The organism is Algoriphagus sp. AK58, from assembly GCF_014324365.1.
Taxonomy (GTDB): domain Bacteria; phylum Bacteroidota; class Bacteroidia; order Cytophagales; family Cyclobacteriaceae; genus Algoriphagus.
The window spans coordinates 129,269-155,379 of record NZ_QEIG01000001.1; the positions used below are offsets into that span (position 1 = coordinate 129,269).

Genomic DNA, 26,111 nt, shown 5'->3' on the forward strand with positions numbered 1-26,111 from the left:
GCTGTAACGCGCAGCACAAGCCGACTTAGTTGCACAATATTTGCTTTTAAACAACTGCATAATTAGGAATATTGATAAATGATACAGTTACAAGCAGGATACATACTTGATTGCGTAAAAGAAACATTAGAAACGAAATACAAGCCGACAGAAGTTGAAGGACTTTTGACGCAGCTTTCGTATTTTGACATTGAAGTAAACTCAACTGCTGAACATAAAGACAACTCGAACTTTGAACAAATTCTTTCAGTTGCTCATAACATCATTTCAAGAGGTTTGCCAACAAGACCAACACTTTGGTTGGAAAACAATATCCTGCAAGCATTTGATTTGACACAAAAAGACGAAAAACTGCTTGATATTGGAACTATACGACAAATTTTAAAAGCTGATGAAACGCTAATTGAAAAACTCTTTCGGGCATTACACGTCATTGACCCTAATTTGAAAGACAGCAACATTTCAAAACAGAAGATAAATACTTGGGAAAATTTAGGGAGTTCCTATGAAGAAAACTTTTTGTATGAGCAATTACCCAAATACGCTTCGCCTATTTGGGTACAGTTACTTGAAACACAAAGAGAATTAGAAAATGTTTTACGCTTTTCTACCACAACAGAAGATGAAGTAGAAAAATACCTAAACGGAACAATTAAAATTTTCAATGAACAACGTTTAGATTTTTCTATTGAGTTCCCTTATAAAATAAATGAACAGAGAGGATTTGTAGTTGAAATAGACGGAAGCCAACACGAAAATCATCCGCAAAATCTTATTGATAGTGATAGAGATAATGCAACAGAAAAAGCAAAATGGGGAAAGGCAATAAGAATTAAAACAAACGATTGGAAAAATATTGAAAACAAAATAAGCCCAATCAAACAATTTGAAAAGGAACAATTTTTTAGATTGATAAAGCAAAATTTTGAAAACCCTCTTTATTATGAAAAAGAGGGACTAAATGCTTTGCAGTTATCCCTTATTCCTTTTGCAGTTTCCCGAATACAAAAAACACTTATTCATTTACTTTTTGAGGGCAAGCTAAGCATCAATGTAGAACAATGGAACATCGCCATAATTGAACAAGACATTCCTTGCGGCAAGTTAGCATTGGAAGATTTTGAGCAATTGATAAAATCCCTTCTTAAATTAAAAGGTGATACAGAAAAATTACCTAAAATCAACGTGTTTGTTGAAAGAAACGAAAGATTTTCTGGCGCAAATCTTCGTTCTATATCTAACATTGACAGAAGCAAGAATTACGATTTGCTGATTGATATTTCTATTCTTCAAAGAAGCGGTTTGACAAAAATAAATGACAGTGTTAATGCGATAACAAAGGTCTTAATCCGTTCTACTCATTCACCAAAAACTGTCAGAAACTTTAAAACAACAAGTTTAATTTCTTATAAAGCACTTGGAAAAAAGAACGCCCAGAAAAACATATTCGTAGAAGACAAAATACAAGTTGAAGCTTTAGAGGTATTTGTTCAAAACATTTTCAGAAAAACAGGATTTAGACCGGGACAAGTTGAAATAATTAACCGAGCAATTCAAGGGCTTAGTGTAATCGGATTGTTGCCAACAGGTTCAGGTAAGTCTTTAACTTACCAACTAACATCATTGTTGCAACCAGGAATGACTATAATCATTGATCCGATAAAGTCGTTAATGAAAGACCAATTTGAAGGACTTTTAAAAAACGGAATTGACGGAGCAGTTTACATCAATTCATCCTTAAATCAAAAGCAAAGAAAAATCGCATTAGAGAAAATCAGAAAAGCACAAACCATTTTTGCCTTTGTTTCTCCTGAAAGATTGCAGGACAATACATTTAGAAAAGAACTTTTGGAAACAAGCAATCTAAACAGTCATTATTTCAGTTATTGTGTAATTGATGAGGCACATTGTGTTTCGGAATGGGGACACGATTTTAGAACATCTTATTTGCGTTTGGGCGACAACGCTAGAAATTATTGTATTGCAAAAGATAGAGAACATTTGCCGTTTTTCGCCTTAACTGCTACCGCATCGTATGATGTTCTTTCTGACATTCAACGAGAACTTGGTATTCCCGAAGAAACAGCTATTGTAAGGCTTGAAAAATTAGACCGTCCCGAAATTCAATTTAAAATTGTTGATGTAACTGCTGACATAAAACCTGAGGATGGTTTGAGTTGGGGTAATAAACAAGCATTGGGCGAAGCAAAACAGTATCAACTAATTCAACAGCTTAACAAGATACCCGAGTATTACAAGGAGTTTTCCAATAATGAAACAATAATAGAAGAAGCCAAGAAGGTTTTTAACGGAAAGGATATTCGATTGCCAAATTTCAATCCTCAATCATTTTATCAGCAACAAGGCAGGGAAAGCAATGCAGGGTTGGTTTTCTGTCCACATAGAAATTGGTATTTCGGTGTAATGAATAACGCCTCAAACATTACCGACCATTTTGAAAATTTAAAAATCGGAACTTTCTTAGGAAGTGATGGAGTAAAAGAGCGGGATAATGAAAACGAAAAAAGCCAATCTGCTTTTGTAAATAACGATTTAGATTTGTTAGTAGCAACCAAAGCGTTTGGAATGGGGATTGACAAACCAAATATTCGTTATGTTGTCCATTTCAATTATCCGAGTTCTATTGAGAGCTACTATCAGGAAGCAGGTCGTGGTGGTCGAGATAGAAAATTGGCTTTAGGATTGATTTTATTCAACAAACAGGAAGTTACAACTTCAGAAAAAACAGAAGCCGTATCGGAAGACGGAGAGATAACAGAAGTAATAGAAGAAAGAACAGCTTCTATTGACAAGGATATTTTACAAAGTTTCCATAGAAACAACTTTAAAGGTATTGCAAAAGAAAAACGCCTTTTAGCTGAACTACTGACAGAAATAAAGTTTCCTTCTTACAAAATAACAAATTACATAGAGGAGCTAGTTTTTGAGGAATTTTCTATTGCTATTCGGCTCAATGCCGTTACTAATGCAAACAGCAGGCAAATTTTATTTATAAATCAAAACTTTGGAAGTATCTATTTAGATAGAGATAACCTGCCTTTCTATCCTGCCCAAAACCCTCAGCCCGAAGCAAGTAAAATTGCGAACTTCATTCAAAATATAATACTCACAGAAAAGCCAACAGGATTATCTGTTTTCTCGTGGCTTACTCAATTTACACCAGCAGATGCCCAGCCTGGCATAGAAAAATTACTAGAAGACACTAAATCAAAAAATGATTTTCAAGTAATCATTCCATTTACGAACAATGTGATTGAACGAATTGCAAAATACCTTACAGATAACGGAATTGCGTTTACTGAAAGAATGGTCAAAGAGGCTCAAAACTTTTGTAATGACAAAGCTGAATTTATTACGAACTTAGAAAAGCAATTTGAGAAAGCCAATGATAGGCAGCAAATTACAATACCCGAAAATCTTAAACCCACTATTCACAATTTATTTACTCAAATAAGAAACGAAGAAGATACCTACAAAGCAATTTACAGACTTTCTATTATTGGAGTTTTAGATGATTATACAGTTGATTACAATTCAAAAACCATTGCGGCAACAATTACCAAAAAGCCACAAGGGCATTACACTCAAAAACTGAAAGAGTATTTATTGCAATACAACAGCCCCGAAAAAACAGAAGAAAAGTTAGAACGCCTGCCATTTTATAAAGGCAATACAGAAATACAAAAGTGTTTGGGGTTTTTGATAAAGTTTGTTTATGAAGAAACTGCCATCCAGCGAAAGGCAGCCATTGACGCAATGGAAGAAGCCTGTGTAATTGGTCTTGAAGAAAGTGGAAGTCAAAAATTCAAAGAATTTATTGACTTGTATATGAACTCAAAATATGCAAGACCTGAATATTTACCTTCGGACACCGATAAAGGCTTAAAAGCAGATTTTTCAATTGTAGAAAAATATATGGATTTAGTAAGAAAAGAAGTAGGTGAAATTAATAATTTCAAACATTTACGCGGAGCTACCACAAGGCTTTTAGTGCAACGTCCAGATAACTTTGTTTTTATTCTTCTTAAATCATTTTCAGTTCTAATAATTGAAAAGGGGAATCAAGATTTTATTGAAGAAGCACAAACAGATTTCATAAACGGCTTTTTAAAAGTACGAGAAACAACAAAAGAGGATATACATTCGCTAATACAGAAGGTGGATATATTTAAACAAAAGATAAACGGGTTTGATTTAGAGGCAGTAGAAAAAATTGAGGAAGTAGAGAGTGCTTTATATCTCAATTTGCATTCAAATTGGCTAACAGATTTTAATAACAAATTTGCAGTAACATATGCTTGACCAACAAATTAATGAGCAACTTGGGTTGCTTCAAAAGGAACTGTCACGATTAAAAACAGTAACCGACTATATTGACGGTGCTAAAGAAAATTCAATAAGTATTATTGCTGAGCTTGAGAAAGTCCAACAGAATTATGCAGTTTATACAGACAAAATTTTCAACCTCTATAAACAATATGTAGATGACCTAAAGAAGAATACTGAAATACAAATCAATGATGGAGTTTTAAAGTTTGAAACTACTGGCAATAAGATAGACACAACAAACAAGGAAAAACTTGTTGAAACAAAACGACTTTTAGAACAGTACAAAAAGATTGTTGAATCAACCGACAGTTTGGTAAAAACATTGGAGTCAGTTGATTTTCCATCAAGACTTTCCACTATTGATAAAAGTATTCAAGCGGTAAATTCAGCGTTGAATGAAGCCAAGCAGTCAATAGAGAACAAACAAAAAGAGAACCATACATTTCTAGTGCAACGACTTGACCAGCAAGACAAGGAAATCAAACTTTTAAAAATGGTATTGTTTGTAATCTGTGGTCTTGTTGTAATAAGCATAGTTGTGGCATTTATCAAATAAATCACATCACTATAAAAATTGATTTAATAAACACCCCTATAAGAGTAGAATGTTAGCCTTAGAGATGGTCGCAAGTACTCCCTTCTGCTGTAACTTGCTATTGATGAAATAAATTAAATGACAACAAAAAGTGTCAAATCTTATCTTTGAGTCAATTTGAAATATTAACATAATTTATTATTAATATGCATTTAGTACTTACACCTCCGCACCAAAATGATCTAATAGAATTTCACAAGATGAACCAGGATTTAATGATTCAAAGGGAATTTTCTAATTTGAAGAATATAACATTGGATGGGAGTAAACAATTATTGAAAAATATTATCATGAATTTTGAGGAAAATCCCAACTCTGATTTTTGTTTTATAAAATTAGCTTTTAACCTTAACGATCAAGATTATTATGATAATTCAAATAGCGTTCTTGTTGGTTTTATCTCTGTAAACGAAGGAAGCTTCACAGAATTTAATTTTTCAGGATTTCAGACCTTATTAACTTACGGAATAATAGAAAGGTTTAGAAATAAGGGACTAATGACAAATGCATTAAATTTTAGAATAGAGAGATTCGAGGAATTGGGTTTCAATATCATTCCAGCCTACATCAAAGGTAATAACCCGGCTAGCGAGAAGGTTTTAATAAAATGTGGATTTATTAAAATTTTAGAGAATGACTTTGGATGCACTTACGTCAAACGAATTACAATGCCTAAAGTCCAATTTGACATAAACTTCAAAGAAATTTAAATAAAAAACCAATTTCCTATTTGGCGGCGCATTTGAAAACCAAACATGCCGACGCTAAAAACAAGTTTTGCAAAAGAGCTATAATTTTAGCTTAATCCAATCCTATCCTAATTCTTACAAACCCAAACCAAAAGAGGCCCGAATTATCGAGCCTCTTTTGGTTTTATGGTGCTGATTTTCCATCAGGTAGAAAGAATATTCGCTACCCTTAAGTCCTCGTCATCCACTTCCTTGTCATCCACGATGGCTTTGACGATAGGGGTATAGACGATCTTATTGTTGATCATTCCGGCCATCACGTCGTACTTGCCCTGCATCAGTCCTTCCACTGCTGCCACGCCCAGCTTGGAGGCGAGAAGTCGGTCAAAGGAAGTAGGGGCTCCGCCCCGCTGCAAGTGGCCGAGGATGGTGACTTTGATGTCGTAATAGGGGAGGTGTTTTTTTACTTTGTCGGCGATTTCCTGAGCGGAACCGCTTTTTCCACCTTCTGCCACAATCACGATGTTGGAGGATTTTTTGGCTTTGGTTCTGGTTTTGAGCTTTTCCACCAAGGTTTCGATGGGGGTTTTGCGTTCAGGGATCAGGATAGCCGCAGCTGCACTGCCGATACCGGCATTGATGGCGATGAATCCTGCGTCTCTGCCCATCACCTCGACAAAGAACAAACGGTCGTGAGAGGTGGCCGTGTCTCTGATTTTGTCGATGGCTTCGATGGCCGTATTGCAGGCGGTATCAAAGCCGATGGTCAGATCGGTACCGGAAAGGTCGTTGTCGATTGTGCCGGGAAGTCCGATAGCCGGAATGCCATATTCCTGGTAAAACAGGTGTGCACCGGTCAGGGAACCGTCACCACCGATCACCACCAATGCGTCGATGCCATGGCTCATCAGGTTGTCATAGGCCTTTTTGCGCCCTTCGGGTGTTCTGAACTCTTCACTTCGGGCCGACTTTAGGAATGTTCCGCCCCGCTCCAATACGTGGGTGATGTTTTTGGAGTCAAGTTTTTTGATGTCGTTTTGGATCATACCCTCGTAGCCTCGGTAGATCCCGTACATTTCCAGTCCGTAATAAAACCCCGCTCTGACAGCAGCCCGAATGGCTGCGTTCATGCCGGGGGAATCCCCACCGGAGGTGAGTACGCCAATTTTTTTGATATTCTTAGGTTCCATAGGTTTGTGTCAAGGCTTGAATCATTAATGCGGCCGAAGCAGGATTGGTAGCCAGGGGAATATTGTGCACATCACAAATCCTCATCAGCATTTGTACATCTGGTTCGTGGGGGTGTTTATCCAAAGGGTCTCTGAAGAAAATGACTGCGGCGAGCTTCTTTTCGGCTGCCAATGCGGCGATCTGCGCATCACCGCCCAAGGGGCCGGACAAGAGTCTTTCCACTTTGAATCCGGCTTTTTCGATGTGTGAACCCGTGGTGCCGGTGGCGACCAGATCAATATCCACTCTCTGCAAGGCATCACGGAATCCGCTTAAAAAGTGAACCATGTCGGCTTTTTTACCATCATGGGCTATTAAGGCGATTTTCATGAATTGGATTGAATAGGTTTGGCGCCAAAGTTAGAGAAATTTTGCTTTTCCCCTTCTTGGCAGGATTTTATTGTCAATAAACTGTCAGATTTACCTAGGGTTTAACCTCCTGAAGCGAATATGGTTTAATTCCTTTCTGATTATACGCTATTCTGCCAGTAGACGAATATTCTCCTGATTTGGGGATGGAAGACCGATGACGGAAGACCGAAGAAGGAGAAGAATTGGCATTTATTGGGTCATTTGACCTTTGAAATAAGTTACTGGCAAAGTTCCGTATATGCATAGTTCCTTTTTCTTTTTCCTAAGTTTTTGAAATAGTTCGATGGATCAAATTCTCTTTGATTTTCGGGTCGAAAGACCGAAGCAAGTTGCCTTTGCTCTTTCATCGCTAATTCTTAAGAAATTCGTGAATTAATGGTCGAAAACCAATTTTATCCCGTTTTCTACTCTGCCTTTCCTTCCAGCATCAGGAGGAACGCATACTCCAAAGCCAATTCCTTCAGGGCATTGAATCTTCCCGAAGCTCCTCCATGTCCGGCTTCCATATTGGTATAAAGCAGGAGCAGATTGGAGTCGGTCTTGAGTTCACGAAGTTTGGCCACCCATTTGGTAGGTTCCCAATATTGGACCTGTGAGTCATGCAGGCCTGAGGTCACCAGCAAGTTTGGATAAGCCTTGGCTTCCACATTGTCATAGGGAGAGTAGGAGAGCATGTATTCGTAGTATTCTTGGTGTTTGGGATTCCCCCATTCCTGAAACTCCCCCGTGGTCAAGGGAATGCTTTCGTCCAGCATGGTAGTGACCACATCCACGAAAGGTACGTTGGCGATGACACCGTGGAAAAGTTCGGGTTTCATATTGATGACGGCACCCATTAGCAGTCCTCCGGCGCTTCCCCCCATGGCATAGAGGTGCTCAGGAGCAGTGTAGTTCTCGGCAATCAGGTACTCGGCACATGCGATAAAGTCGGTGAAGGTGTTTTTCTTTTTGAGCATTTTTCCATCCTCATACCAATGCCTGCCCAGGTCTTCTCCACCTCGGATATGTGCAATCGCAAACACAAATCCCCGATTTAACAGGCTAAGGCGATTGGAGGAGAAATAAGCATCCATGCTATAGCCATACGATCCATAGGAGTAGAGCAGGAGGGGATTTTTTCCGGTTTTTGAGAAGAGCGATTTCTTGTACACCAGAGAGATCGGAACCATTACCCCGTCCTTGGCTTTTGCCCAAATCCGCTCGGAATGAAATTCGGAAGCGTCATATCCTCCGACCACTTCCTGCTGCTTGAGAAGGGTTTTTTCTTTTGAAATCAGGTGATAATCATACACCGAACTTGGGGTGGTGAGTGAATTGTAGCCAAATCTCAACAGATCGGTGTCAAACTCCGGATTGGTGCTGATCCAGGCGGTGTAGGTTTCGTCATCGAACTTCAGGGAATGTCCTTCACCCTCCCAAGGTTTAATCTGGATTTGGGTGAGGCCATTGGTTCTCTCCTGAGTGACCAGATACCGGGAAAATAGATCAAAGTCCTCCAGCAAAACCTCTGAGCGGTGAGGAATCACGTCGATCCAATTTTCTTTGGCCGGGGACAAAACCGGGGCTTTGACCAATTTGAAGTTTTGAGCCTGGTCATTGGTGCGGATATAAAAGTGTTCTCCATAATGATCAGCCGCATATTCCAAGTGGGGAATTCGTTCCTGTATCAATTTGAAATCAGAATCGGGCAGTGCAGCAGCTATGAATCGAACTTCTGAGGAAATGGTGCTTTCTGAATGAATCAGGATGTATTTCTCTGATTTGGTCTTGTGGACCACGCAGCTGAATTCCTCGTCGGTTTCTTCAAAGATGAGCTTGTCTTCGGAGCTTGGTGTTCCCAAGGAATGCCTGAAAATCCTGTGGGAACGAAGGGTTTCAGGGTCTTGCTTGGAATAGAAGAGGGTCTTGTTGTCTGCTGCCCACACAAAATTCCCGGTAATTTCAGGAATCCGGTCTTCCAGGATTTCCCCGGTTTCCAGGTTTTTGAAATAGATCGTATAAATTCTCCTTCCCACTTCATCTGCGGCGAAGGCCAGAATTTTTTGATCAGGTGTGGTCGAAGTGCCTCCTACTTGGTAGTACGATTTTCCTTTGGCGAGTTCGTTGACGTTAAGAATGATCTCTTCCGGAGCATCCATAGAGCCCCTTTTCCTGCAATAAATGGGATATTCTTCTCCTTTTTCGTATCGGACATACCAATGGTACCCGGATTTGAAATAGGGGACACTCTGATCATCCTCCTTGATTCTGCCTTTCATTTCTTCGAAAAGCATTTGCTGAAACCCTTCCGTGGGCTTCATTACTTCCTTCAAGTAGGCATTTTCTGACTCCAGGTATTGAATGACGGCTGGATCCTCCCGATCATTCATCCAATAGTAGTGGTCGATGCGTTGGTGACCGTGGGTCTCTAAAAGTTGTGGTTTCTTAGGCGCAAGGGGTGCGGACATGTACTCTGAGTATTTTTGAATACAAGCATAATCAAAAAATGCTGACCTTGGTTCCGTCCTGAGTGAGCCGAATGGGGGACTTTTTCTTGATCAGACCCTGAATTGCCCACTTTTTTATGGGGGGTCAAAGGAAAAGTGTTGGTTTTCAGAAGATTTTTCAGAATATTCAGTTATTCAACAACCAACCTTATACTTTATGGGATTACTTCAAGAATTTAAAGAATTTGCCGTCAAGGGCAATGTCATCGATCTCGCAGTCGGTGTGATTATCGGTGGAGCTTTTGGGAAAATTGTTTCGTCCTTTGTCAATGACGTGGTGATGCCACCCATCGGATTGCTGGTAGGCGGTGTGGACTTTAAGGATTTAAACTTGGTGCTCAAAGATGCTACGACCAATGAGACTGGGGAAGCTATAGCCGCAGTTACTCTCAATTATGGTATGTTTATTCAAAATGTAGTAGACTTTACCATCATCGCATTTGTGATCTTTATGGCCATCAAAGGCATCAATAAGATGAACAAAAAGAAGGAAGAAGCCCCTGCACCTCCGCCACCACCACCAGCTCCGACTCCTAGCGAAAAGCTGTTGGAGGAAATCAGAGACTTGCTGAAGAAATAATGAAAAAGCCCCGAAAAATTAAATTTTCGGGGCTTTTTCTAGTTAGTTGAACCTCGTTGCCGTTGGTAAATATGCCGATTGAAATCCCTAGCGATATTATTCAGCATCAGGACCTGTTTGGAAGTGATCACTTTCGAAACCTCATTGATGAAAGCTTTTTCGTCATCCAGCATCTTTTGCTGCAATTGCAGCCGCTTTTGAATCCTGGATTTGGCCTCTTCTTCTGAAATACTTTCTATTCCCCGGTTTAGCCCGGACATGGACTTCATGGTAGCTTCCCTTTGTTCGGTGTACTGATTGAAGATAGGCCAGAATTTTTCTGCCTGCTCGGGTTTCAGATCAATACGGGAAGTGATAAAAGCGATTCTTGCGGCCTGAAGTTTCTCAGGATCGATGTTTTGGGTTGGCCTTTGGGCCAAGGCATTTCCGGCACAAAGTGCGAAAATGAAAATGAAATACAGTGCTATTTTATTCATGATTCTATTCTGTTAAAACCAATTGTCCTCCTCCGTCCACAAAGGCTCGGTTTGTCCAAATTCTTCTTCAATGATCGAGTCAAGAATATCATTCGGATTTTCCGAGAGGCTGAGGACATCTTCGGCGGTCCATTGATTGCTTTCTATGTAGAGCAAGGCTTCCTCCTCAAGGCTCAGCTGCTCAGGGGGATTGGCAAATTCTCCCAGTTGCCAGAGTCCTAAGGCAAGCAGAAGGATGGCTGCTGCGGCATATTTGAGGTAGGAATGGGAATCTTTCCGATTGGCTTTCCTTAGAATTTCCTCGGGAAGGGATTCGAAATAGCCTTCCGGTGGGGTGAATTCTTTGAGTTTGGGTAAGTTTTCCATTGCAAGTTAGACTGGGCCAAGGCCGGTAAGTTTATTCGTTGAGTACAAATTGTTCAATTTTTTTTACGGCGTGGTGATAGCTTGCCTTCAGTGCTCCCACACTCGTACCGGTGATTTCTGCCATTTCTTCGTAGCTGAGTTCTTCCTGATATTTCAGATGAAATACCAGCCGTTGCTTATCCGGCAATTTGAGTAAGGCTTTTTGGAATCGGATCTGAATCTGATCCCCATCCAGACTACCGGGTTGGTCCAGGTAGGATTCCATTTTTTCCTGATGGTCATCAAGAGAGAAGAAATACCTTTTTTTCTTTTTTTCCAAGAAAGTCAGGGACTCATTGGTGGCTATGCGATATAGCCAAGTGAACAGGGAAGAATTTCTTTCGAATTTTTCCAGGTTTTTGAATGCCTTGATGAAGGTATTTTGAGTCAGGTCATCGGCGTCCTCATGGATGATGACCATCCTACGGATGACATGATAGACTTTTTTCTGATACGATTCGATCAACTTCCGGTACCCAATCTCTTTGGTGAAGGGAGACTGGATCAGCTCTAGAATATGTTGGTCGCTTTCTTTCATTTACCAGCGTTAGACCTGAGTGGACTCGGAGGGTTTAAGTGAATGTAAAAAAAGAATTGAACAGAATTCTCCATTTATTGTCGTGAAGGAGCGAGGGCCTTCTTAAAATTAGTCCGATGGGATGGGGTTCAAAAAAAAGGGGCTTCATTCGAAAATGAAAGCCCTTTAATGGAAAGAAATCCTAGGGAAAAATCAAATCTCCAGGATGTAGTCCAAAATACCTGCGTTCTTGCCTTTGGGTCGAGTGACCAGTAAGGGTAAACTGTCATTGTATTGGATGAGTCGTTCGGCCATACTTCCGATGAAAAGAGCAGTGGCGGCAGTTCTTCCTTTGGCACCGATAATAATCCCATCTGCCTCAATTTCGAGTGCTTTGGATACAATTTCCTGCACGGGATCATCATCGTCGTCCTTGGTGTAGATTGGGGTTATCTTTACTCCTTTGGTATCAATCTTTCGGATAAACTTTTTGTAATTAATCTCTGCGTGCATTTGCATGATGTCTGTAAATTCCTCGAGGCTCTTTCCTGTGAAATGATATCCCGAGGGAACAGTAAACACATTTTGACAGACGATCTCGGCTGTTCTTCCGTGCTTTTCGACAATCATAATCGCTTCTTCCAGCGCGTCCTTAGAATAATCGGAGAAATCACTTGGAACCAATAATCTGTTTAACCGTGGCTTGGCTCCTTCAGGCACAATCAAGAGGGAGCAGGAAGCTCTTCTGGCAAGTCGCTGAGAGGCAACCCCGGTGCCGGGAAGATCCACTTTCCTTCCAATCAAAATCATATCCGCTGATTTTTCTTCTGCCAGTTTGAGGATTTTCTTGGATAGGTTCCCTTCTTTTACCACGTAACTGATCGTCAATCCTTTGATTTCAGGAAAGTGTTCATTCACCAGTTTTTCCATGGCTTCTTTTCGCTCATTGATCATGTTTTCGATCAGATTGGGAAATTCGTCCAAGACTTCTTTTGGGATCGAGAGGTTCTTGATCACATTGGCGAAGTAGATTTTTTTGGTCTGGTTGACTTTAGCGATAAAAGCTGCGTACTCAATCAAGGTCTGATCCAGGGGGGTCTGATCCAGACAAACAATCAATTTTTTAATCAGATACATAATGACTGGGATTTGTCCATGCAAAGTTAAAATGAGCTTAGTAAACTACTGAGAAAAGTTCAAAATAAAATTCTGATTTTTGATAAGGCTTTCCTCAAATTGTGGAAAACGGGAAGTTTTCGGTTATTTTTTGTAAAATAAAATTTGGCAGGTTTGGGTTTTTAGCCGTGAGTGTCAAAAAAGACAAGAGTCCAGGACTTTTTTATTTTCTACTATTTTCAACCCCACCGGTGTTGATCTCGTATATTTGCAGTGTCCGGGCCGCCGACATGTTCGAACTTCACAATTTAAAAACAATCCCGAGTGAAGCTCTTTCCAAAAACAGGCCTCACCCCGTCCCGATAGCTATCGGGATCGGGGCCTCGCACAAAAAGCAGGATAACAGTGGAAGTTTGCGGAATCCAAGCAGCTCAAATCTTGTCAATAAAAGAGGTTTCGTAACACTCTAAGGCCCGGATTTTTTAATCTTGCTTTGGATCCAAGTCCATTCTTCCTTACCGACACCGCTCACCAAAGAGCCCATCACAAATAATCCAAGTACCGCTAAGGATTTTAAGACCAGCAATACCATAGGGGATACCTCTTCCAATCGGATGAACATTGGCAAAAATGCCAAAATCCCAACAAACAAAATTTTCAGGGTTTCAAAGCTAAATGGATCTACCTGAAGGCGGACCTTGAGATAACCGTATTTGATCAAGTTGAAGGTCAGCATTACGGCTGCAGATCCTATAGCTGCCCCTTCGATGCCAAAAACAGGAATGAGCCAATAGTTTGCCACAATAATTAACACACTCATTCCTATCGTCAAAACCAAATTGAACCGATAGTACTTGGAGAAAACCAAAATCTCGCTGTTTACTGAAAAAGCCACATCGAAGATTTTCCCCAATGCGATGTAAAAAACTACCCATTTTCCGGCCTGATAAATTTCCCTGTTGGGTACGAAATGGTAAATCTGATCTATACTTGCCCAGATCAAAGCAAAAAGCAATAAGCAGATGTAGAGTTGGCGGTTAGAGATTTGTCGGTAGAGGTGATTGATCTCCGGGATTCTGTTGTTTGCAAAATGATCTGCGATCAAAGGCATAGAGACCTGGGAAATAGCTCTTCGGGGAAGTTCGATCACCAAAGCCATGTAGAAAGCGATGGAATAGATGGCATTTGCCTCCAAGCTTACCATCGAGCTGACCATGATGGAGTCGATCTTCATGATCAGGGTGGAGGCTGCCGTAGCCAAAAAGGTGATCAGGCTGAATCTCAGAAATGAACTCCTGAATCCTTTGGGGAAATGATTCCAGTCAAAATCCAACTTGAAAACTTTCAGCCAAATCAAATATACCCAGACTCCCGCCAGGGCCAGGCCATAGACCATCACCAGGCCTTGCATCACCTGCTCAAAGCTGATCCATTTCAAAAGATAAATGGCTACCAAAATCGAGGTCAGCAATCTCAGAAAAACCTCCCGGAAAAAAGTAGGGATGGCTACTTTGACATAGGATCGGGCATAGGCATCGAGGACGCTGCTCAATAAAGCAAACAAGGTGATCAAAAGGACTATTCCCAAAAAATCAACCACTTCGGGGGAATTTGCCGCAAAGAGCCCGATGATTTCTTTTTTCAATCCAAAAAAAATCAGGCAGACTGCCATGAATCCCAAAAGAGAAAAGGCTAGACTATAGGTCAGAAAGGCGGATTGACTTTTCTCCAGCTTCGGAAAATACCGGGTAATTCCATGTCCTACGCCCAACTGGGCAAAAGGAACAAACAATAAGCCCAAATCCTGAATAGTTCTGAAGGTGCCCAGTTCGGTGGTATTGAGCGCAAAAGGATAGAGCCAAAGGACATTGATGTAGCCCAAAACCACCCCGATATAGGAAAAAATCGTGGTTTGAATGCTTTGCCGGGCTATTTTACTCATGGACGAATATTCATCAAAAAAATCGGGAATTCAATGAATTCCCGAGTGCTTGTTTTAAGGTTTGGCGCATTTGTCGCAGCCGGGTTGGGTTTTGGGCTTTAGAAATAACTTCTTTACCAAGTACCAACCGGCACCGATAAGCATAATTCCGACGATCAGTTCCTGCCACATCTTATGAAAACAATTGATAGGTGATAAAAGCCATCAGATAAGCCAATCCACTCATATACACCGTCTGAATCAACGGCCACTTCCAGCCTTTGGTTTCCCGCTTCACTACGGCCAGGGTACTCATGCATTGCATGGCAAATACGTAAAATACCATCAGTGAAAAGGCTGTGGCGGTATTGAAGGTCTTTTCGCCTGTGTTGGCATTGATCTGCTGATCGAGTTTTTGGCGGATAGTCTGGTCATCTTCCACATCTCCTCCGATACTGTAGATCGTAGCCATGGTAGAAATAAACACTTCACGTGCGGCAAAGGAGGTGATCAGAGCAATACCGATTTTCCAGTCGTACCCCAAAGGCTTGATGACCGGTTCGATCGCTTGCCCCATGATACCGATGAAGGAGTTTTCCAGCAATAGCGAATTGGTTTCAGCTTCGATCTCTGCGATTTGGGCTTCATCTGTGATGTTTTCCAATTTGGCTTCTCCTTCCATTCGGATTTGATCCATCTTGGATGGTGGGCCATAAGAAGCCAGTACCCACAAGATAATGGAAATGGCAAGGATCACTTTACCCGCTTCAAAAACAAAAGTCTTGGCTTTTTCTACCATGGTGATTCCCACGTCTCCCCATCTTGGAATCCGATAGGAAGGAAGTTCTGAGATCAGGAAGCTCTTTTCTTCGGTTTTGAGGATGTTTTTCAATAAAAATGCCGTGAATAAAACTCCCAAAATACCCAAAAGATAAAGGCCTAACAGCGCCATGGCCTGGAGATTGACAAATCCCAAAACCACTTCATCCGGTACAGTCAATCCAATCAAAATGATGTAAACCGGAAGTCGGGCAGAACAGCTCATCAAAGGGGTTACCAAAATGGTAATCATCTTTTCCTTCCAGTTGGAAATATTACGGGCGGCCATGACACCGGGAATCGCACAAGCAACTCCGGAAACCAAGGGAACGATGCTTTTGCCATGCAGTCCAAAAGGCCTCATCCATCGGTCCAATAAGAAAACGACCCTAGACATATACCCGGTATCTTCCAAAATCGCCAGAAACCCGAAAAGGAGGGCGATTTGAGGAATGAAAATCACTACGCCACCAATACCCGGAATGACTCCTTCGGCTAAAAGCCGTGTCAGTGGGCCGTCGGGTAGGGAAGATTGGATCCAACCTCCCAAATCCGCAAAGAAGCCGTCGATCCAGTCCATGGGGTAGGAAGCCCAAGAGAAAATCGCCTGGAAAATAACCAGCAAAATCCCCAGAAAAATCACGTAGCCCCAAACCGGATGAAGGAAAACTTTATCCAGATTTGATTTGGGTTTGGGTTCTGCTTTTTTGAACAGGGATCGGTTGACCAAGTCGGTGATTTTCTTGTACCGGATTTTGGTTTCCTCGAGTTGGGCTTCTTCCAGGTTAAATCCCTCCTTAGTAATCAGTTGGTTCAACCAAGACCTGTCTGCCTCATCGATCGCCTTGTCTTTGGTACCGAAGCGGATCATTTGATACGCTTGGTAATCCTTTTCCAGGGAGAATTTGCTTTTAACTTTCTGTATTAAGGATGCAGGTAGGACATCGAGGATATCGACAAACTGAGGCGCTTTGGCAAAATTGCGTTGGCTGATCAGGTTTTTGATCTGATCCATCCCCTTTTGATTTCGTGCGTCCGTCTGCAAAATCGGCACCCCCAGATTTTTAAAAAGCTCGAAGGTTCTGATTTCAATGTTTTTCTTCTCCGCCACATCCGCCATGTTGAGAATGATGGCGAGGTTGATTCCCAAGTCGATCAACTGGGTAGCCAAAAAAAGTCCCCGTGAAAGCTGTGTCGAATCGATCACCATCAACACGTAGTCGGGTCTTTTTTCAAGCTGAGTTTGGTTCAGTACCCTATGGGCAATGATTTCATCTTCAGAATTCGGGAAGAGGCTGTACGTACCGGGAAGATCCAAAATTTCAAACTGCTCCCCGTTGATCTGAAGGGAACCGGTTTTCTTGTCCACGGTGACCCCTGGGTAGTTCCCGATTTTTTGATTGAGTCCGGTGAGGTAATTGAAAATGGTCGATTTACCTACGTTTGGATTACCGATGATGGCAATCCGGGTGGTCTGGGTAGGATTGGATAAGATAGTCTCGGCCATGAAATCAGAGTAGTTCGATTCGGATCAGAGCAGCTTCATTTTTACGAAGAGCCAATAAGGTTTCATCCATCTGAAAGGCCATGGGACCTCCTGCAGGAGCTTTGTGGTGAAGGGTGATGTATTTTCCGGGAAGGAACCCAAGCTCCATCAGGTTGATCTTCAATGGCGAGGAGGTTACCTCGACGATTTTACCGGATTTGTTCAGTGGTAGTTGGTCTGCGGTCATTGGGTTATATTCACCTAGGCGCAAAAGTAACGCTCTTTGGAATGAATCTAAAGAAAAATAAATAAGTTTTTTGTCAGTCGTTTATTGGATACTGTGGATTTGATTATTGAATACGAACTCTTTACCGTTTTCCAGAACAATTCTGAGATTAAACTCAAGAACCACAGGCCTTCCGGGATCTTTTGTAAAACCGATTTTGAAAAAATCATCTTGCAAGAAGGGTTTTCCCTGTCCCAGAAATTGAGGAACTGATTCAAGACTTTGTGTAAAAAAATAATTCATCCCAAAATAGGCAGTGATGTCTTCCCCGACCGTCAAAACGGTCCCGTCTCCTAAAGTAACCTCTTGCAAATTAATGATTTGCAACTGTTTGAGGTCTTCTTTGGAGACGATAGGAAGTGGGCTGCAAGCTAGGACAGACCCAAATGAGGTCTGACTCCCGGAATGGGCTTGAGACTGGGTAACGAGATCAAACTCTTTTACCCGAAACGCTTTGACAACCTGATTGTAAGGCTGGCTGTTCGTGGGACTAATTCGTTGACCATCTCCCGCTATGGTGAGAACTTCCATTGACCTGATGATCATTTCCTGTTGAGGAAAGCTTGGACTACATCCACATGAATCCTCGCACAAGATTCCGCAACTCATGGGAATAAGGGCAAGAAAAGCAAACATGAACAAGGTCAGTCCAATTGACTTAAGGTAAAACTTCATTTGATTTTTTGGTAAATAACAAGATTACAATCAGAAAGTTAGGGGATTTGAAAGAAAGAAATCTTCCTTAAAAACTTCCTTTTAGACTCAGCGTGAAATTACGTCCGGGTGCTACAATTCCCGAGCTATAACTCCGATACCTCTGATCGCTTATATTTTCAATGCCTGCGCTCACCTGTAAAAACGGAAGGATCTGAATGCTGGAGCTAAAATTGAAAATCAACCATGAGGGCGAATAAGGATTTCCTTCAGAATCTGTGGCGTAAATGGCAGGCTTTGACTTTTCCTCGAGTGGCATTTTCTCAAAAGGAACTTCCGCACTGTATTGGGAGCTCAGTTCAAATTTGAATCGCTGAGTCAAGTAGCTTAGCCTGGTCAGTCCAAATGCCGGCGCTGCATGTCTGGATGGGCTCGTAGTCGCATCGTCCAGTTCTTCAGTTCCTTTCTGCCAATTGTATTTGGAAGTCAGGAGAAGACGCTTGGTTATGGCAATTTCGAGACCGGCTTGGATTCCGAATATCTCCGCAAAAGCAGCATTCTGAATCGCCAAGACACTGCTCAATTCTCCATCATAGATGATTTCGGATTGGCCATTGAGCATAAAAGGTCTTCGAACCATGGCATGATCCAACCAGGTGTAGAATCCCGTCAAGTCGATTTTTATCCGGTTTTTAAAATGTTTGTTCAGATTGATCTCTGCATTGTAAGCGTATTCCGGACTTAGATTCGGATTAGGAACCAGGACAGAACCAGGCTCTGAATCAAAAATTTTCCCGATATCATCCACGTTGGGCGCTCGGAATCCGGTCGAAAAAAATGGCCCAATAGAGAAACTTGGTTCCGGATAGAAAATCACTCCCAAGTTCCCGGTCAGAGAATGAAATTGGTTTTGCGAAGTGGTGAAAGGCAGGGGATAAAAATCCAGATTATTGGAAAAATCTGCCTTGATCGCATTGAAATTATACCGGTAAGCCGTCTGGAACTTCCATTTTTCGCTCAGTTTATGCTGATAGCTTCCATACAGGGCCAAAGAACTCCAGGTGGAATTGGGATAGCGAGCAGAAGCTTTTCCGACTTGGCCGGTAGAAATATGGAGGGATTGTCCCCGGGACTCCACCTGATTGAAGACCCCCTCAAATCCATAACTGAGAAAATTCTCCCCCTTGAAATTTTTCAAGAGATCGGCATTAAGGGAATAAGCCTGCACCTGTTCCAGTCGATTAAATTCGGTTTGATTTCCGAATCTTCTGTCAATGCGACTTTCTTCAAAAAACTGATAGGCTCCAATGAGCCGGATTTGGTCAAACCATCTGGTTTGTTTTCGGTAATTCCACTTCAGGTTGTTCATGACCCACTTTTGAGGGCCATAATCCCAGCGTGCAAAGCGAAGGTTTCCATCCCTTTTTTCTATCAGACGATCATATCTTGGAATATTTCCTGAGTTGGAAAAGTGAAAGCCATATTCCAAGGTGGAATGATTTTTTGCTTCATATTTCACTTTCTGCATCAGGTTTACCTGAGTGTATCCGCTGCCTACTTGTACCCGTGGATTGGGATTGTTGATTTGGATATCGGAGTTATTTTCTCTGATGGCAATTACATCGCGGAGATAGGAATCCTGCCCATTTTGAGTTCCCATTTTTAGATCTCCATAGTTAAAAAAGGTCGCACTGCTCAAAAAACTCCATTTTCCCTTCCCGTAAGCGAAGTATCCGTGAAAGGTCTCTTCCGAATACGCGGAAGATAGGCGGGTGATGATATTTCCTTTCAATTTTTGGTTTTCAAGTTCCGGACTGAGGGTTTCAAAAACCATAACTCCTCCGATCGCATCCGATCCGTACATCACAGAGCCCGGTCCGAATAGAACTTCGGTATTTTTCAACGCAAATGGGTCAAGTGAAATGACATTTTGAAGATTTCCGCTTCTGAAAATGGCCGTGTTCATCCGTACCCCATCCACTGAATACAGGAGACGATTTGAGGAAAAGCCACGAATCATGGGACTTCCTCCTCCCAATTGGCTTTTTTGGACAAAAACCTCTCCGGATGATCCCAGCCAGTCTGCGGTATTACTTGGATTTCTGAGGGTGATTAATTTGGGATCCAAATACCTGACCTTGCCGGCTACCTCTTGGGAGTTTTGGTTCCATCGAGAGGCTGAAATCACCGCGATATCCAGGGTAATCGGACTGGGTGAAAGTTCGATTTGGAAATTTTTCTGTTCGATCTCCTCCCAGGAAATACTAATCGATTGGAAGCCAAGAAGCTGAAGCATTAGGGTCTTTTTCCCTGCAAATGCAGATATATCGGCTTTTCCCAGAGAATTGGTCGAAACGGTTAGACCTGGATCAGAGCAATAAATCAGTACTCCGGGAAGGGCTTGTTTGAACTCTGAATCCTGTATGCTGATAACCTGGGCTGCTCCAGGTAAGGCGGTCAGCAGTGAAATAAAGAGTAAAACGAAGGTTCTGAATTCCATCTTGAGAAGCAATCTACAAAGTAATGCATTGGAGGTTCAAAAGGAGAAGTAAAAATAGATAAGCGGTTTTTTGGATTATTCTTGAGCATTTTTAACTATTCGTAGACAAACCTAAAGTGTCTCACCTATTATTAAGTTAATTGTAAGATTTTCAGGCAATTAATTTGTTAAATGCTGGACATAAGTTATTTTTTTTGCTTAGCTTTTGATAAGTTTTTTCGGGTTTCGCTGATTGTATTTTGGGATTTTTTGTGAGGAAGGGGAATCAGTTTTTTCTGGAGAAATGAGTCTTCTTTTAACCTTAATTTTTCATTATGGAACAGGACATGATTCAATCGCTTTTGGCGCAAGTGTTCGGACAACTTCAAGCTGAATCTTCCCAAGAAAAAAAATCTTTTGATGAAGGACTGAAAGAATTTGCACGTGCAATTCAATTTCAGAGTCCCGAGTCAGTAAATCCCAGGAAACTGACCATACAGTCTGCTGATTTTTTCTTTCAGTCCAAACTGCCGAAGACTCAGCTTTTGCAAATTGAGAAAATCACAGCTGAGGTTGCCAAAGAAGAAATAAAGGAATCGGATACCCGGGTTTTTATCCGAGAGACACCCATCAGATCTACTCAAATCGAAGGCTCCGTGCCGGCTTGGGGCCAAGGGGCAAAGGTGGAAAGAACGATTGGTCCTTTGACCCGGGTAGATGGTCGGCAGGTGTTTTTGGATGTCTACAGGGTTGTCAAGCTGGTTGCCTTAAGAAAACAAGGAACCAATGAACCTTTGATTTTATTCAAAGCTCAATTCTCAGAACCCAGAATAAAAAAGGTGGGAGCCGCTCCGGTGGAGATCACTGACACGTACAAGGTGGTCCAAGGAAGTGTTTGGATCAAGGCAAGTTTGCTAGCCTCCAATGCTCCTAATGACAGGTACATAGGCCTTCATGTAAAATCAGGTGAAATCAAGCTATCAGCGCCTCCTACCTTACAGGGCCAGCATCTGATTGTTGCCAATTCTACTTCGGTAACCACTCATTTGGAAATTCAGCCCACGGCTGCCACATCCATTCCAAAAAACAAACATGGAATTGATGCCCATGAAGCCACTCTTGCTACGCCCGGGAATTTGAGTTTTGTCATTGGTGGTGCCTCTGCTCAAAAAATCAACGCTGCCGGAAATGCCTCATGGAATATTTACGGTAAGCCCGCGAACTTTTCATTTCAGGGAAACAAATTACCCACGTTTTCTCCGCAGCTGAATCGGGTTTTAATTCCCTATCACTGTAATGAAAGTATTTTCAAACTCCCCAAGGTTCAGAGTCCTCTCGTGTCTTTGGAAGGTGAGGGGCAAGTCACTCAAAGCTGGTGGGGAATCCCGGCAGCCACCTTGGATATCAACGCACCTCTTGAAGCGGCAGGTGCCGGAGGCTTAGTCCAGGATTTTCAGACCGGAGTAAAGGCAAGCTGGAAAGGCATGGAAGGAAATCCCGTTTCTCTTGGAAATGCTCAGATTTTGGTAGATCCCGGTCGAATTGCCATCACCGCCCTGCAAGGATCTTCGTTGGATAGCTTTCAGAAATTTGAGCATTGGAAGGATCACTTGAATCCCTATGGGACACAAGTACTGCTGAGCTACCCCTCGCATTTGGGTTTTCTCTACAACTCCACTGCCGAGGGAGTGGAGGTAATTATCTCCAACTGTCATTCAGATGTACAGATAGATCGACCCAAGCAGGTCAATGGGCATGCCGTAGCCGTCAAAACCAAGGATAGTCTGGTGCTTTTTGCAGCAAGTGATAAGGCAAATTTACTTTACCTGATTGATGATAATGTGCTGTGGGATAATAAGTTGCCATTTGACAAAGTGCCAAAGTTTAAAAATATTGCACTTGCTTTAGAAAACGCCTTATTCACTGTTTCACCTGTCAATGGGGTGATGATTTTTGGAAAATGTGATAAGGAATGGAAGAAAATTACCGATAGTCAGACTTTTTTAGCTTTCGGCTTACTTAGCTATTTACCCACATTGCCGGATCCCTACCTGGCAAATTTTGGAATTTTTGGAAGGTTGGGTACTAAGGGTGGCAGCTTTGATCAGATCACGCAGTGGATGTTTTGCAGGATAATCCAAAAATCAGTGTTGGATCAGGAAGATGAGGTAAAGGTAAGCTTTCATTTTGGACAGGGTACTGCGCAAACCTCCAATGCTTCGATTGCCACGAGGAGTTCGACTTCCTCAGGTAATTTGTCTGAAATGTCTTCCAAAATTGCTTCCGCCTCCTTGCCGGAAATACCGGTCAGCACACTGAAAACCATCACGCAGGCCATTCGGGAAAATATACCTGATTATGAAGAAGAGTATTCGAAGAAGGCTTCTGTTCTAGACTCCGATTTTTTTGCCTTGATAGATGTCAGTTCCAATGCCAACCAAATGGGGGTGAGTATGGGAATGAATCCGGTTCGAAGGAAGCCCATCCGAGAGACAACCGGAGTGGCAAGAATAACCGGAGAGGGGCAGGCAACAATCCAGTCCAACCAAGAGGAAATCATCACCATAGATGGGATGCAAGTGAAAGTACCGGGCCATTATGCACGTGTATTTTTGCTTCCTCAGGTGGCTTGGGAGCCTACCTGGAATACGGCTAAAAAGGAGTACCCCATGGATCCCCATGAAGGGTTTAATTATTACCCCAATGATGGAGGTCCGTCACGGATTCTAAACTCTTCTGTGGAAAAAGTGACCTTGGCGCCAATTCCTCTGACACAGTTTTTAGTAGAGAAATTCCAGCAGCAGAAGACTGATTTGATTACACAATTTACGCTGCCATTTGGGTTAAAATCCGTAGGTCTTTTGGATCATTCCGATGACTATCGAACGATTAAGCCTAAGCTGGAATTCAACGCGCCCAGTTTTTCCGATGGGTTGATAGGAGGGATCCAGATCCGTGCCATAGGAGGGGATAGCGGTAAGGAAGATCCCAATCCAAAGCTCAATGACTTCCCAATGTTTAAGGGATTTACGTTCCAGCTGAACAACATCCTGGACCTCTTTGGAAACCCCACGAAAGCCAGTAATCTAGGGGATTCGGTCACGAGGATATTCAATGGAGAGTTTGCCGGATTGACAGGAGACCCTAAAGGAGTTCCGGTCACCACCATCGATTTTACAGGCTATGGGGCAAGTGTCTTTAGCAATTGGCTAAGTCCGACCGCGGCGATTGCTTCCACCAGTCAGGCCAAATTCGATGTGTTTCTGGGAAGAACAGCCCATGAAATCATCCAGGTGAAAAGTATAGTCTACCCTTGGGCAATCAGGGTAGTAAGAACCATTACTTTGTTCAGGGCCAGTTCGGGATTTATCTATCGAATGGACTCCGGTTGGCAGCCTGAGTCAGATGGAAGATTTGATTTTAGATATAACTATTGGGATACCACAGTTTCTCCCAAAAAATTTATAATAGTTGAACCTTATGACATTTATCCCGGTGTGTTAAAGGGACTCTTTAATATCAAAAACATAAAAGAAGATGCCAGTTTGGCTGATTTTCAGGCGACAGACTATGTGAAAAAAGGTTCACCTTTCATTAATGTGATGGGTGAAATGGTTCTTCACAACAAGGATCAGGATAAGGAAATCCCAATCTTCTGTAGGCCGGTATGGTTTGATGCCGATGTGGAACTGGAAAATCTCGTCCAAGGCCATAAAAACAACCGAACTCCCGCCAAGAAAATCCTGGGCTATGTTCAACTCGCTCCGACAGGCTTCACACTGACTCCTCAGCGATTCAAGCAATTACTCGATCTGCAAGGGGGACTGATTGGCGGAGATATTGACTGCATCATGGATATCAACAAATCCGGGCAGCAGATCCGATTGACTCGGTTTGATTTTTCCCATGCTTGGGACGATAAGAATTCCAAAACCATTTTTGTCGCAGCCGCCCGAGGAAGTGCCATTCTTCCAAAAACCGGAAGCTGGAGCATGGTGCAGCACAACGTAGGAACTGGGGAAGTGACCCAATTGCCCAACCATATCCCAATACCGCTGGTAAGAGATGGGAAGTGGACTCCTGATTTTTACACAGTTTCTTTAGGAGAAAGCAATAAGTTGATCAGAATGGCTGCTCCATCTGAGCTTCTCCGTTATCCTGTTTCAAACACCGTCAATTTTGGGATTTTACAGACCACCTCTACACAAAAGGCCTTGGTATTGACTCCAAGTTTTCACAAAGGAGAGAAGAAATTATTCAGTAAAACCCCTCTGTTATTTGCAGATGCGTACAGCCTGATGTCGGGAAACAGCATTTTCCCAAATGCCGGAAATGCCATTGATGAATTTGGAAAGGCTTTCCCCTTGCTTACCGGGGTAGATAATGCTAAAAACAAGTTCAATGCTTTTCTGGAGAGAAACGATATCGATGACCTGGGTTCCAATGTGTTGGAATTGATGTCCATCGAAGTGCAAAAGCAGGGACAGTCTATTGTGGACCAAGGATTTGAACTTCTTGCAGGCAAGGCCAACCAACAACTCAACAAAGCTTTGGCTTTCGATTTACCTCCATTCAAGACCTATCTGGTAGATATGGAGGCCTTGAAAATCTACATAGAGTATGTCACCAAAAAGACACAGAAGGACGCTTCCTACGTCGATGGGAAACTGAATTTCGATATCAATTCATTTGCCAATGATGCAGCCAAAACCTGGAAAAGCAGACTCAATAACCTATCCATGGTGGTGGACTTGGGCTCCTTTGAGGGATTAATGCGGATCAAAGGAAACTTTGATGCCCAAAAAGGCAAAGAGGCAGGATTTCCAGGAGAAAAGGATTCCGATTTTCCATCCTTGGGCTATCCTACTCCGGAAATCGAGTTTCATGATTCCCTCCAGCCCGTCATTGATATTCTTCAAATGTTGGCTTCTCTCAATGAAGGCCGCTATGGCGATGTGATGAAGAAAGGCCTCGAGATAGCCATGAGTAATGCCGGAGAAATCTGGGAATATAAGTTTGAGGCCAAAAAGGAGATTCCGCTGGTAAGATTCCCTCCGGAGCAAAATCTCTACGATGCTCCCACCACTCCATTAAAACTTGAAGCCGGGCTTGAATTGGGGGTTTATTTCAATGCAGCGCTCAAGGTAACTACCGACCCCAAGCAACTTCTTCCCACGGCAGGAGCTTACATTCAATTCAGGGGTGGCTTGCAAGTGATGTGCGCATCCATAGGTGCGGGGACCATTTTTGCAGTAGGAGAGGTGGTGCTGAAGCTAGCCTGTGATACCAAAATCGGCCCTAGTCTGGCGATGAAATTTGGATTTGGAGCTTCCATTGCGGTAGGTCTTCCGGTGATCGGTACCCTTTCGGTGACCTACATAGTGGGCTGTGAGCTCTACGCCAGCCTGGAAAAAATCACAGTCACTGCCTATATGCTTTTCAAAGGGAGAGCTTCCCTCGCTGGGGGATTGGTCAGTGTGACGATTTACATCGAGGCAAGCGGTAGTGTAGAACGAATTCCTGCACAGGATAAAACCAACTGTACGGCTTCGGTCACCTTTGGCTTGGACATCAGCATTTGCTTTGTCATCAACATCAGTTTTGAAGAAACCTGGCAGGAAACCCGTCAGATCGCCTGATCAATCACTTT

17 protein-coding genes are annotated in these 26,111 nt (G+C 42.4%); 5 read left to right on the forward strand and 12 right to left on the reverse strand.

Features of this window, described 5'->3' with window-relative positions; translation table 11 throughout:
* The first annotated feature begins 78 nt into the window (after positions 1 to 78).
* The 3 genes from DDT91_RS00540 (at position 79) to DDT91_RS00550 (ending at position 5,655) form a co-directional block, all read left to right on the forward strand.
* On the forward strand, positions 79 to 4,323 hold the full coding sequence (locus DDT91_RS00540; RefSeq protein ID WP_187174161.1) for a DEAD/DEAH box helicase: 4,245 nt from the start codon (positions 79 to 81) through the stop codon (positions 4,321 to 4,323).
* Positions 4,316 to 4,906, forward strand: a complete 591-nt coding sequence (locus DDT91_RS00545; protein WP_187174162.1) for a hypothetical protein — start codon at positions 4,316 to 4,318, stop codon at positions 4,904 to 4,906. Before DDT91_RS00540 ends, DDT91_RS00545 begins: the two co-directional genes overlap by 8 nt.
* Before the next feature lie 185 nt (positions 4,907 to 5,091).
* Entirely contained in the window at positions 5,092 to 5,655 is a 564-nt protein-coding gene (locus DDT91_RS00550) for a GNAT family N-acetyltransferase (RefSeq protein ID WP_187174163.1), read from the forward strand.
* A 182-nt stretch (positions 5,656 to 5,837) separates the two neighbouring features.
* On the opposite strand, the gene pfkA is transcribed toward DDT91_RS00550, so the two are convergent.
* The 3 genes from pfkA to DDT91_RS00565 form a co-directional block, all read right to left on the reverse strand.
* Positions 5,838 to 6,824, reverse strand: a complete 987-nt coding sequence (pfkA, locus tag DDT91_RS00555; protein ID WP_187174164.1) for a 6-phosphofructokinase — start codon at positions 6,822 to 6,824, stop codon at positions 5,838 to 5,840.
* Positions 6,814 to 7,194 (reverse strand): methylglyoxal synthase, encoded by a 381-nt coding sequence (locus DDT91_RS00560; protein WP_187174165.1) that lies wholly within the window; start codon positions 7,192 to 7,194, stop codon positions 6,814 to 6,816. Before DDT91_RS00560 ends, pfkA begins: the two co-directional genes overlap by 11 nt.
* 446 nt (positions 7,195 to 7,640) lie before the next feature.
* On the reverse strand, positions 7,641 to 9,683 hold the full coding sequence (locus DDT91_RS00565; protein WP_187174166.1) for a S9 family peptidase: 2,043 nt from the start codon (positions 9,681 to 9,683) through the stop codon (positions 7,641 to 7,643).
* 196 nt (positions 9,684 to 9,879) lie between these two features.
* Here DDT91_RS00565 and mscL point away from each other — a divergent pair, with 196 nt between their 5' ends.
* A complete protein-coding gene (mscL, locus tag DDT91_RS00570; protein WP_187174167.1) occupies positions 9,880 to 10,302 on the forward strand; it encodes a large-conductance mechanosensitive channel protein MscL in 423 nt (140 codons plus the stop codon).
* A 38-nt stretch (positions 10,303 to 10,340) separates the two neighbouring features.
* On the opposite strand, the gene DDT91_RS00575 is transcribed toward mscL, so the two are convergent.
* From DDT91_RS00575 to DDT91_RS00615, 9 genes are all read right to left on the reverse strand, one after another.
* Positions 10,341 to 10,778 carry a Spy/CpxP family protein refolding chaperone gene (locus DDT91_RS00575; RefSeq protein WP_187174168.1) on the reverse strand — a complete coding sequence of 146 codons (438 nt, stop codon included), beginning with the start codon at positions 10,776 to 10,778 and terminating at the stop codon, positions 10,341 to 10,343.
* A gap of 12 nt (positions 10,779 to 10,790) precedes the next feature.
* A complete protein-coding gene (locus DDT91_RS00580) occupies positions 10,791 to 11,144 on the reverse strand; it encodes a hypothetical protein (protein WP_187174169.1) in 354 nt (117 codons plus the stop codon).
* 31 nt (positions 11,145 to 11,175) lie between these two features.
* Entirely contained in the window at positions 11,176 to 11,721 is a 546-nt protein-coding gene (locus DDT91_RS00585) for an RNA polymerase sigma factor (protein WP_187174170.1), read from the reverse strand.
* 192 nt (positions 11,722 to 11,913) lie between these two features.
* The gene (locus DDT91_RS00590; protein ID WP_187174171.1) at positions 11,914 to 12,837 is read right to left on the reverse strand and encodes a universal stress protein; all 924 of its coding nucleotides are present in this window, start codon (positions 12,835 to 12,837) and stop codon (positions 11,914 to 11,916) included.
* A gap of 445 nt (positions 12,838 to 13,282) precedes the next feature.
* Positions 13,283 to 14,758, reverse strand: coding sequence for a lipopolysaccharide biosynthesis protein (locus tag DDT91_RS00595; protein ID WP_187174172.1), 1,476 nt, complete (start codon positions 14,756 to 14,758; stop codon positions 13,283 to 13,285).
* A 172-nt stretch (positions 14,759 to 14,930) separates the two neighbouring features.
* Complete coding sequence (gene feoB / locus DDT91_RS00600) at positions 14,931 to 17,063, reverse strand: ferrous iron transport protein B (RefSeq protein ID WP_187174173.1); 2,133 nt, start codon at positions 17,061 to 17,063, stop codon at positions 14,931 to 14,933.
* A gap of 4 nt (positions 17,064 to 17,067) precedes the next feature.
* Positions 17,068 to 17,289: a FeoA family protein gene (locus DDT91_RS00605; RefSeq protein WP_187174174.1), complete on the reverse strand. Its 222-nt coding sequence runs from the start codon at positions 17,287 to 17,289 to the stop codon at positions 17,068 to 17,070.
* A gap of 81 nt (positions 17,290 to 17,370) precedes the next feature.
* The gene (locus DDT91_RS00610) at positions 17,371 to 17,874 is read right to left on the reverse strand and encodes a hypothetical protein (protein WP_187174175.1); all 504 of its coding nucleotides are present in this window, start codon (positions 17,872 to 17,874) and stop codon (positions 17,371 to 17,373) included.
* Positions 17,875 to 18,070: 196 nt separating this feature from the next.
* Positions 18,071 to 20,482, reverse strand: a complete 2,412-nt coding sequence (locus tag DDT91_RS00615; RefSeq protein WP_187174176.1) for a TonB-dependent receptor domain-containing protein — start codon at positions 20,480 to 20,482, stop codon at positions 18,071 to 18,073.
* Between the two features lie 314 nt (positions 20,483 to 20,796).
* On the opposite strand from DDT91_RS00615, the gene DDT91_RS00620 reads away from it, so the two are divergent.
* Positions 20,797 to 26,100 (forward strand): hypothetical protein, encoded by a 5,304-nt coding sequence (locus DDT91_RS00620; RefSeq protein WP_187174177.1) that lies wholly within the window; start codon positions 20,797 to 20,799, stop codon positions 26,098 to 26,100.
* Positions 26,101 to 26,111 lie beyond the last annotated feature (11 nt).

Excerpts from the sequence above, each read along its gene's own strand:
- DDT91_RS00540 (WP_187174161.1), top strand. The coding sequence starts at position 79 with ATGATACAGTTACAAGCAGGATACATACTTGATTGCGTAAAAGAAACA.
- DDT91_RS00545 (WP_187174162.1), top strand. The coding sequence starts at position 4,316 with ATGCTTGACCAACAAATTAATGAGCAACTTGGGTTGCTTCAAAAGGAA.
- DDT91_RS00550 (WP_187174163.1), top strand. The coding sequence starts at position 5,092 with ATGCATTTAGTACTTACACCTCCGCACCAAAATGATCTAATAGAATTT.
- pfkA (WP_187174164.1), bottom strand. The coding sequence starts at position 6,824 with ATGGAACCTAAGAATATCAAAAAAATTGGCGTACTCACCTCCGGTGGG.
- DDT91_RS00560 (WP_187174165.1), bottom strand. The coding sequence starts at position 7,194 with ATGAAAATCGCCTTAATAGCCCATGATGGTAAAAAAGCCGACATGGTT.
- DDT91_RS00565 (WP_187174166.1), bottom strand. The coding sequence starts at position 9,683 with ATGTCCGCACCCCTTGCGCCTAAGAAACCACAACTTTTAGAGACCCAC.
- mscL (WP_187174167.1), top strand. The coding sequence starts at position 9,880 with ATGGGATTACTTCAAGAATTTAAAGAATTTGCCGTCAAGGGCAATGTC.
- DDT91_RS00575 (WP_187174168.1), bottom strand. The coding sequence starts at position 10,778 with ATGAATAAAATAGCACTGTATTTCATTTTCATTTTCGCACTTTGTGCC.
- DDT91_RS00580 (WP_187174169.1), bottom strand. The coding sequence starts at position 11,144 with ATGGAAAACTTACCCAAACTCAAAGAATTCACCCCACCGGAAGGCTAT.
- DDT91_RS00585 (WP_187174170.1), bottom strand. The coding sequence starts at position 11,721 with ATGAAAGAAAGCGACCAACATATTCTAGAGCTGATCCAGTCTCCCTTC.
- DDT91_RS00590 (WP_187174171.1), bottom strand. The coding sequence starts at position 12,837 with ATGTATCTGATTAAAAAATTGATTGTTTGTCTGGATCAGACCCCCCTG.
- DDT91_RS00595 (WP_187174172.1), bottom strand. The coding sequence starts at position 14,758 with ATGAGTAAAATAGCCCGGCAAAGCATTCAAACCACGATTTTTTCCTAT.
- feoB (WP_187174173.1), bottom strand. The coding sequence starts at position 17,063 with ATGGCCGAGACTATCTTATCCAATCCTACCCAGACCACCCGGATTGCC.
- DDT91_RS00605 (WP_187174174.1), bottom strand. The coding sequence starts at position 17,289 with ATGACCGCAGACCAACTACCACTGAACAAATCCGGTAAAATCGTCGAG.
- DDT91_RS00610 (WP_187174175.1), bottom strand. The coding sequence starts at position 17,874 with ATGATCATCAGGTCAATGGAAGTTCTCACCATAGCGGGAGATGGTCAA.
- DDT91_RS00615 (WP_187174176.1), bottom strand. The coding sequence starts at position 20,482 with ATGGAATTCAGAACCTTCGTTTTACTCTTTATTTCACTGCTGACCGCC.
- DDT91_RS00620 (WP_187174177.1), top strand. The coding sequence starts at position 20,797 with ATGGAACAGGACATGATTCAATCGCTTTTGGCGCAAGTGTTCGGACAA.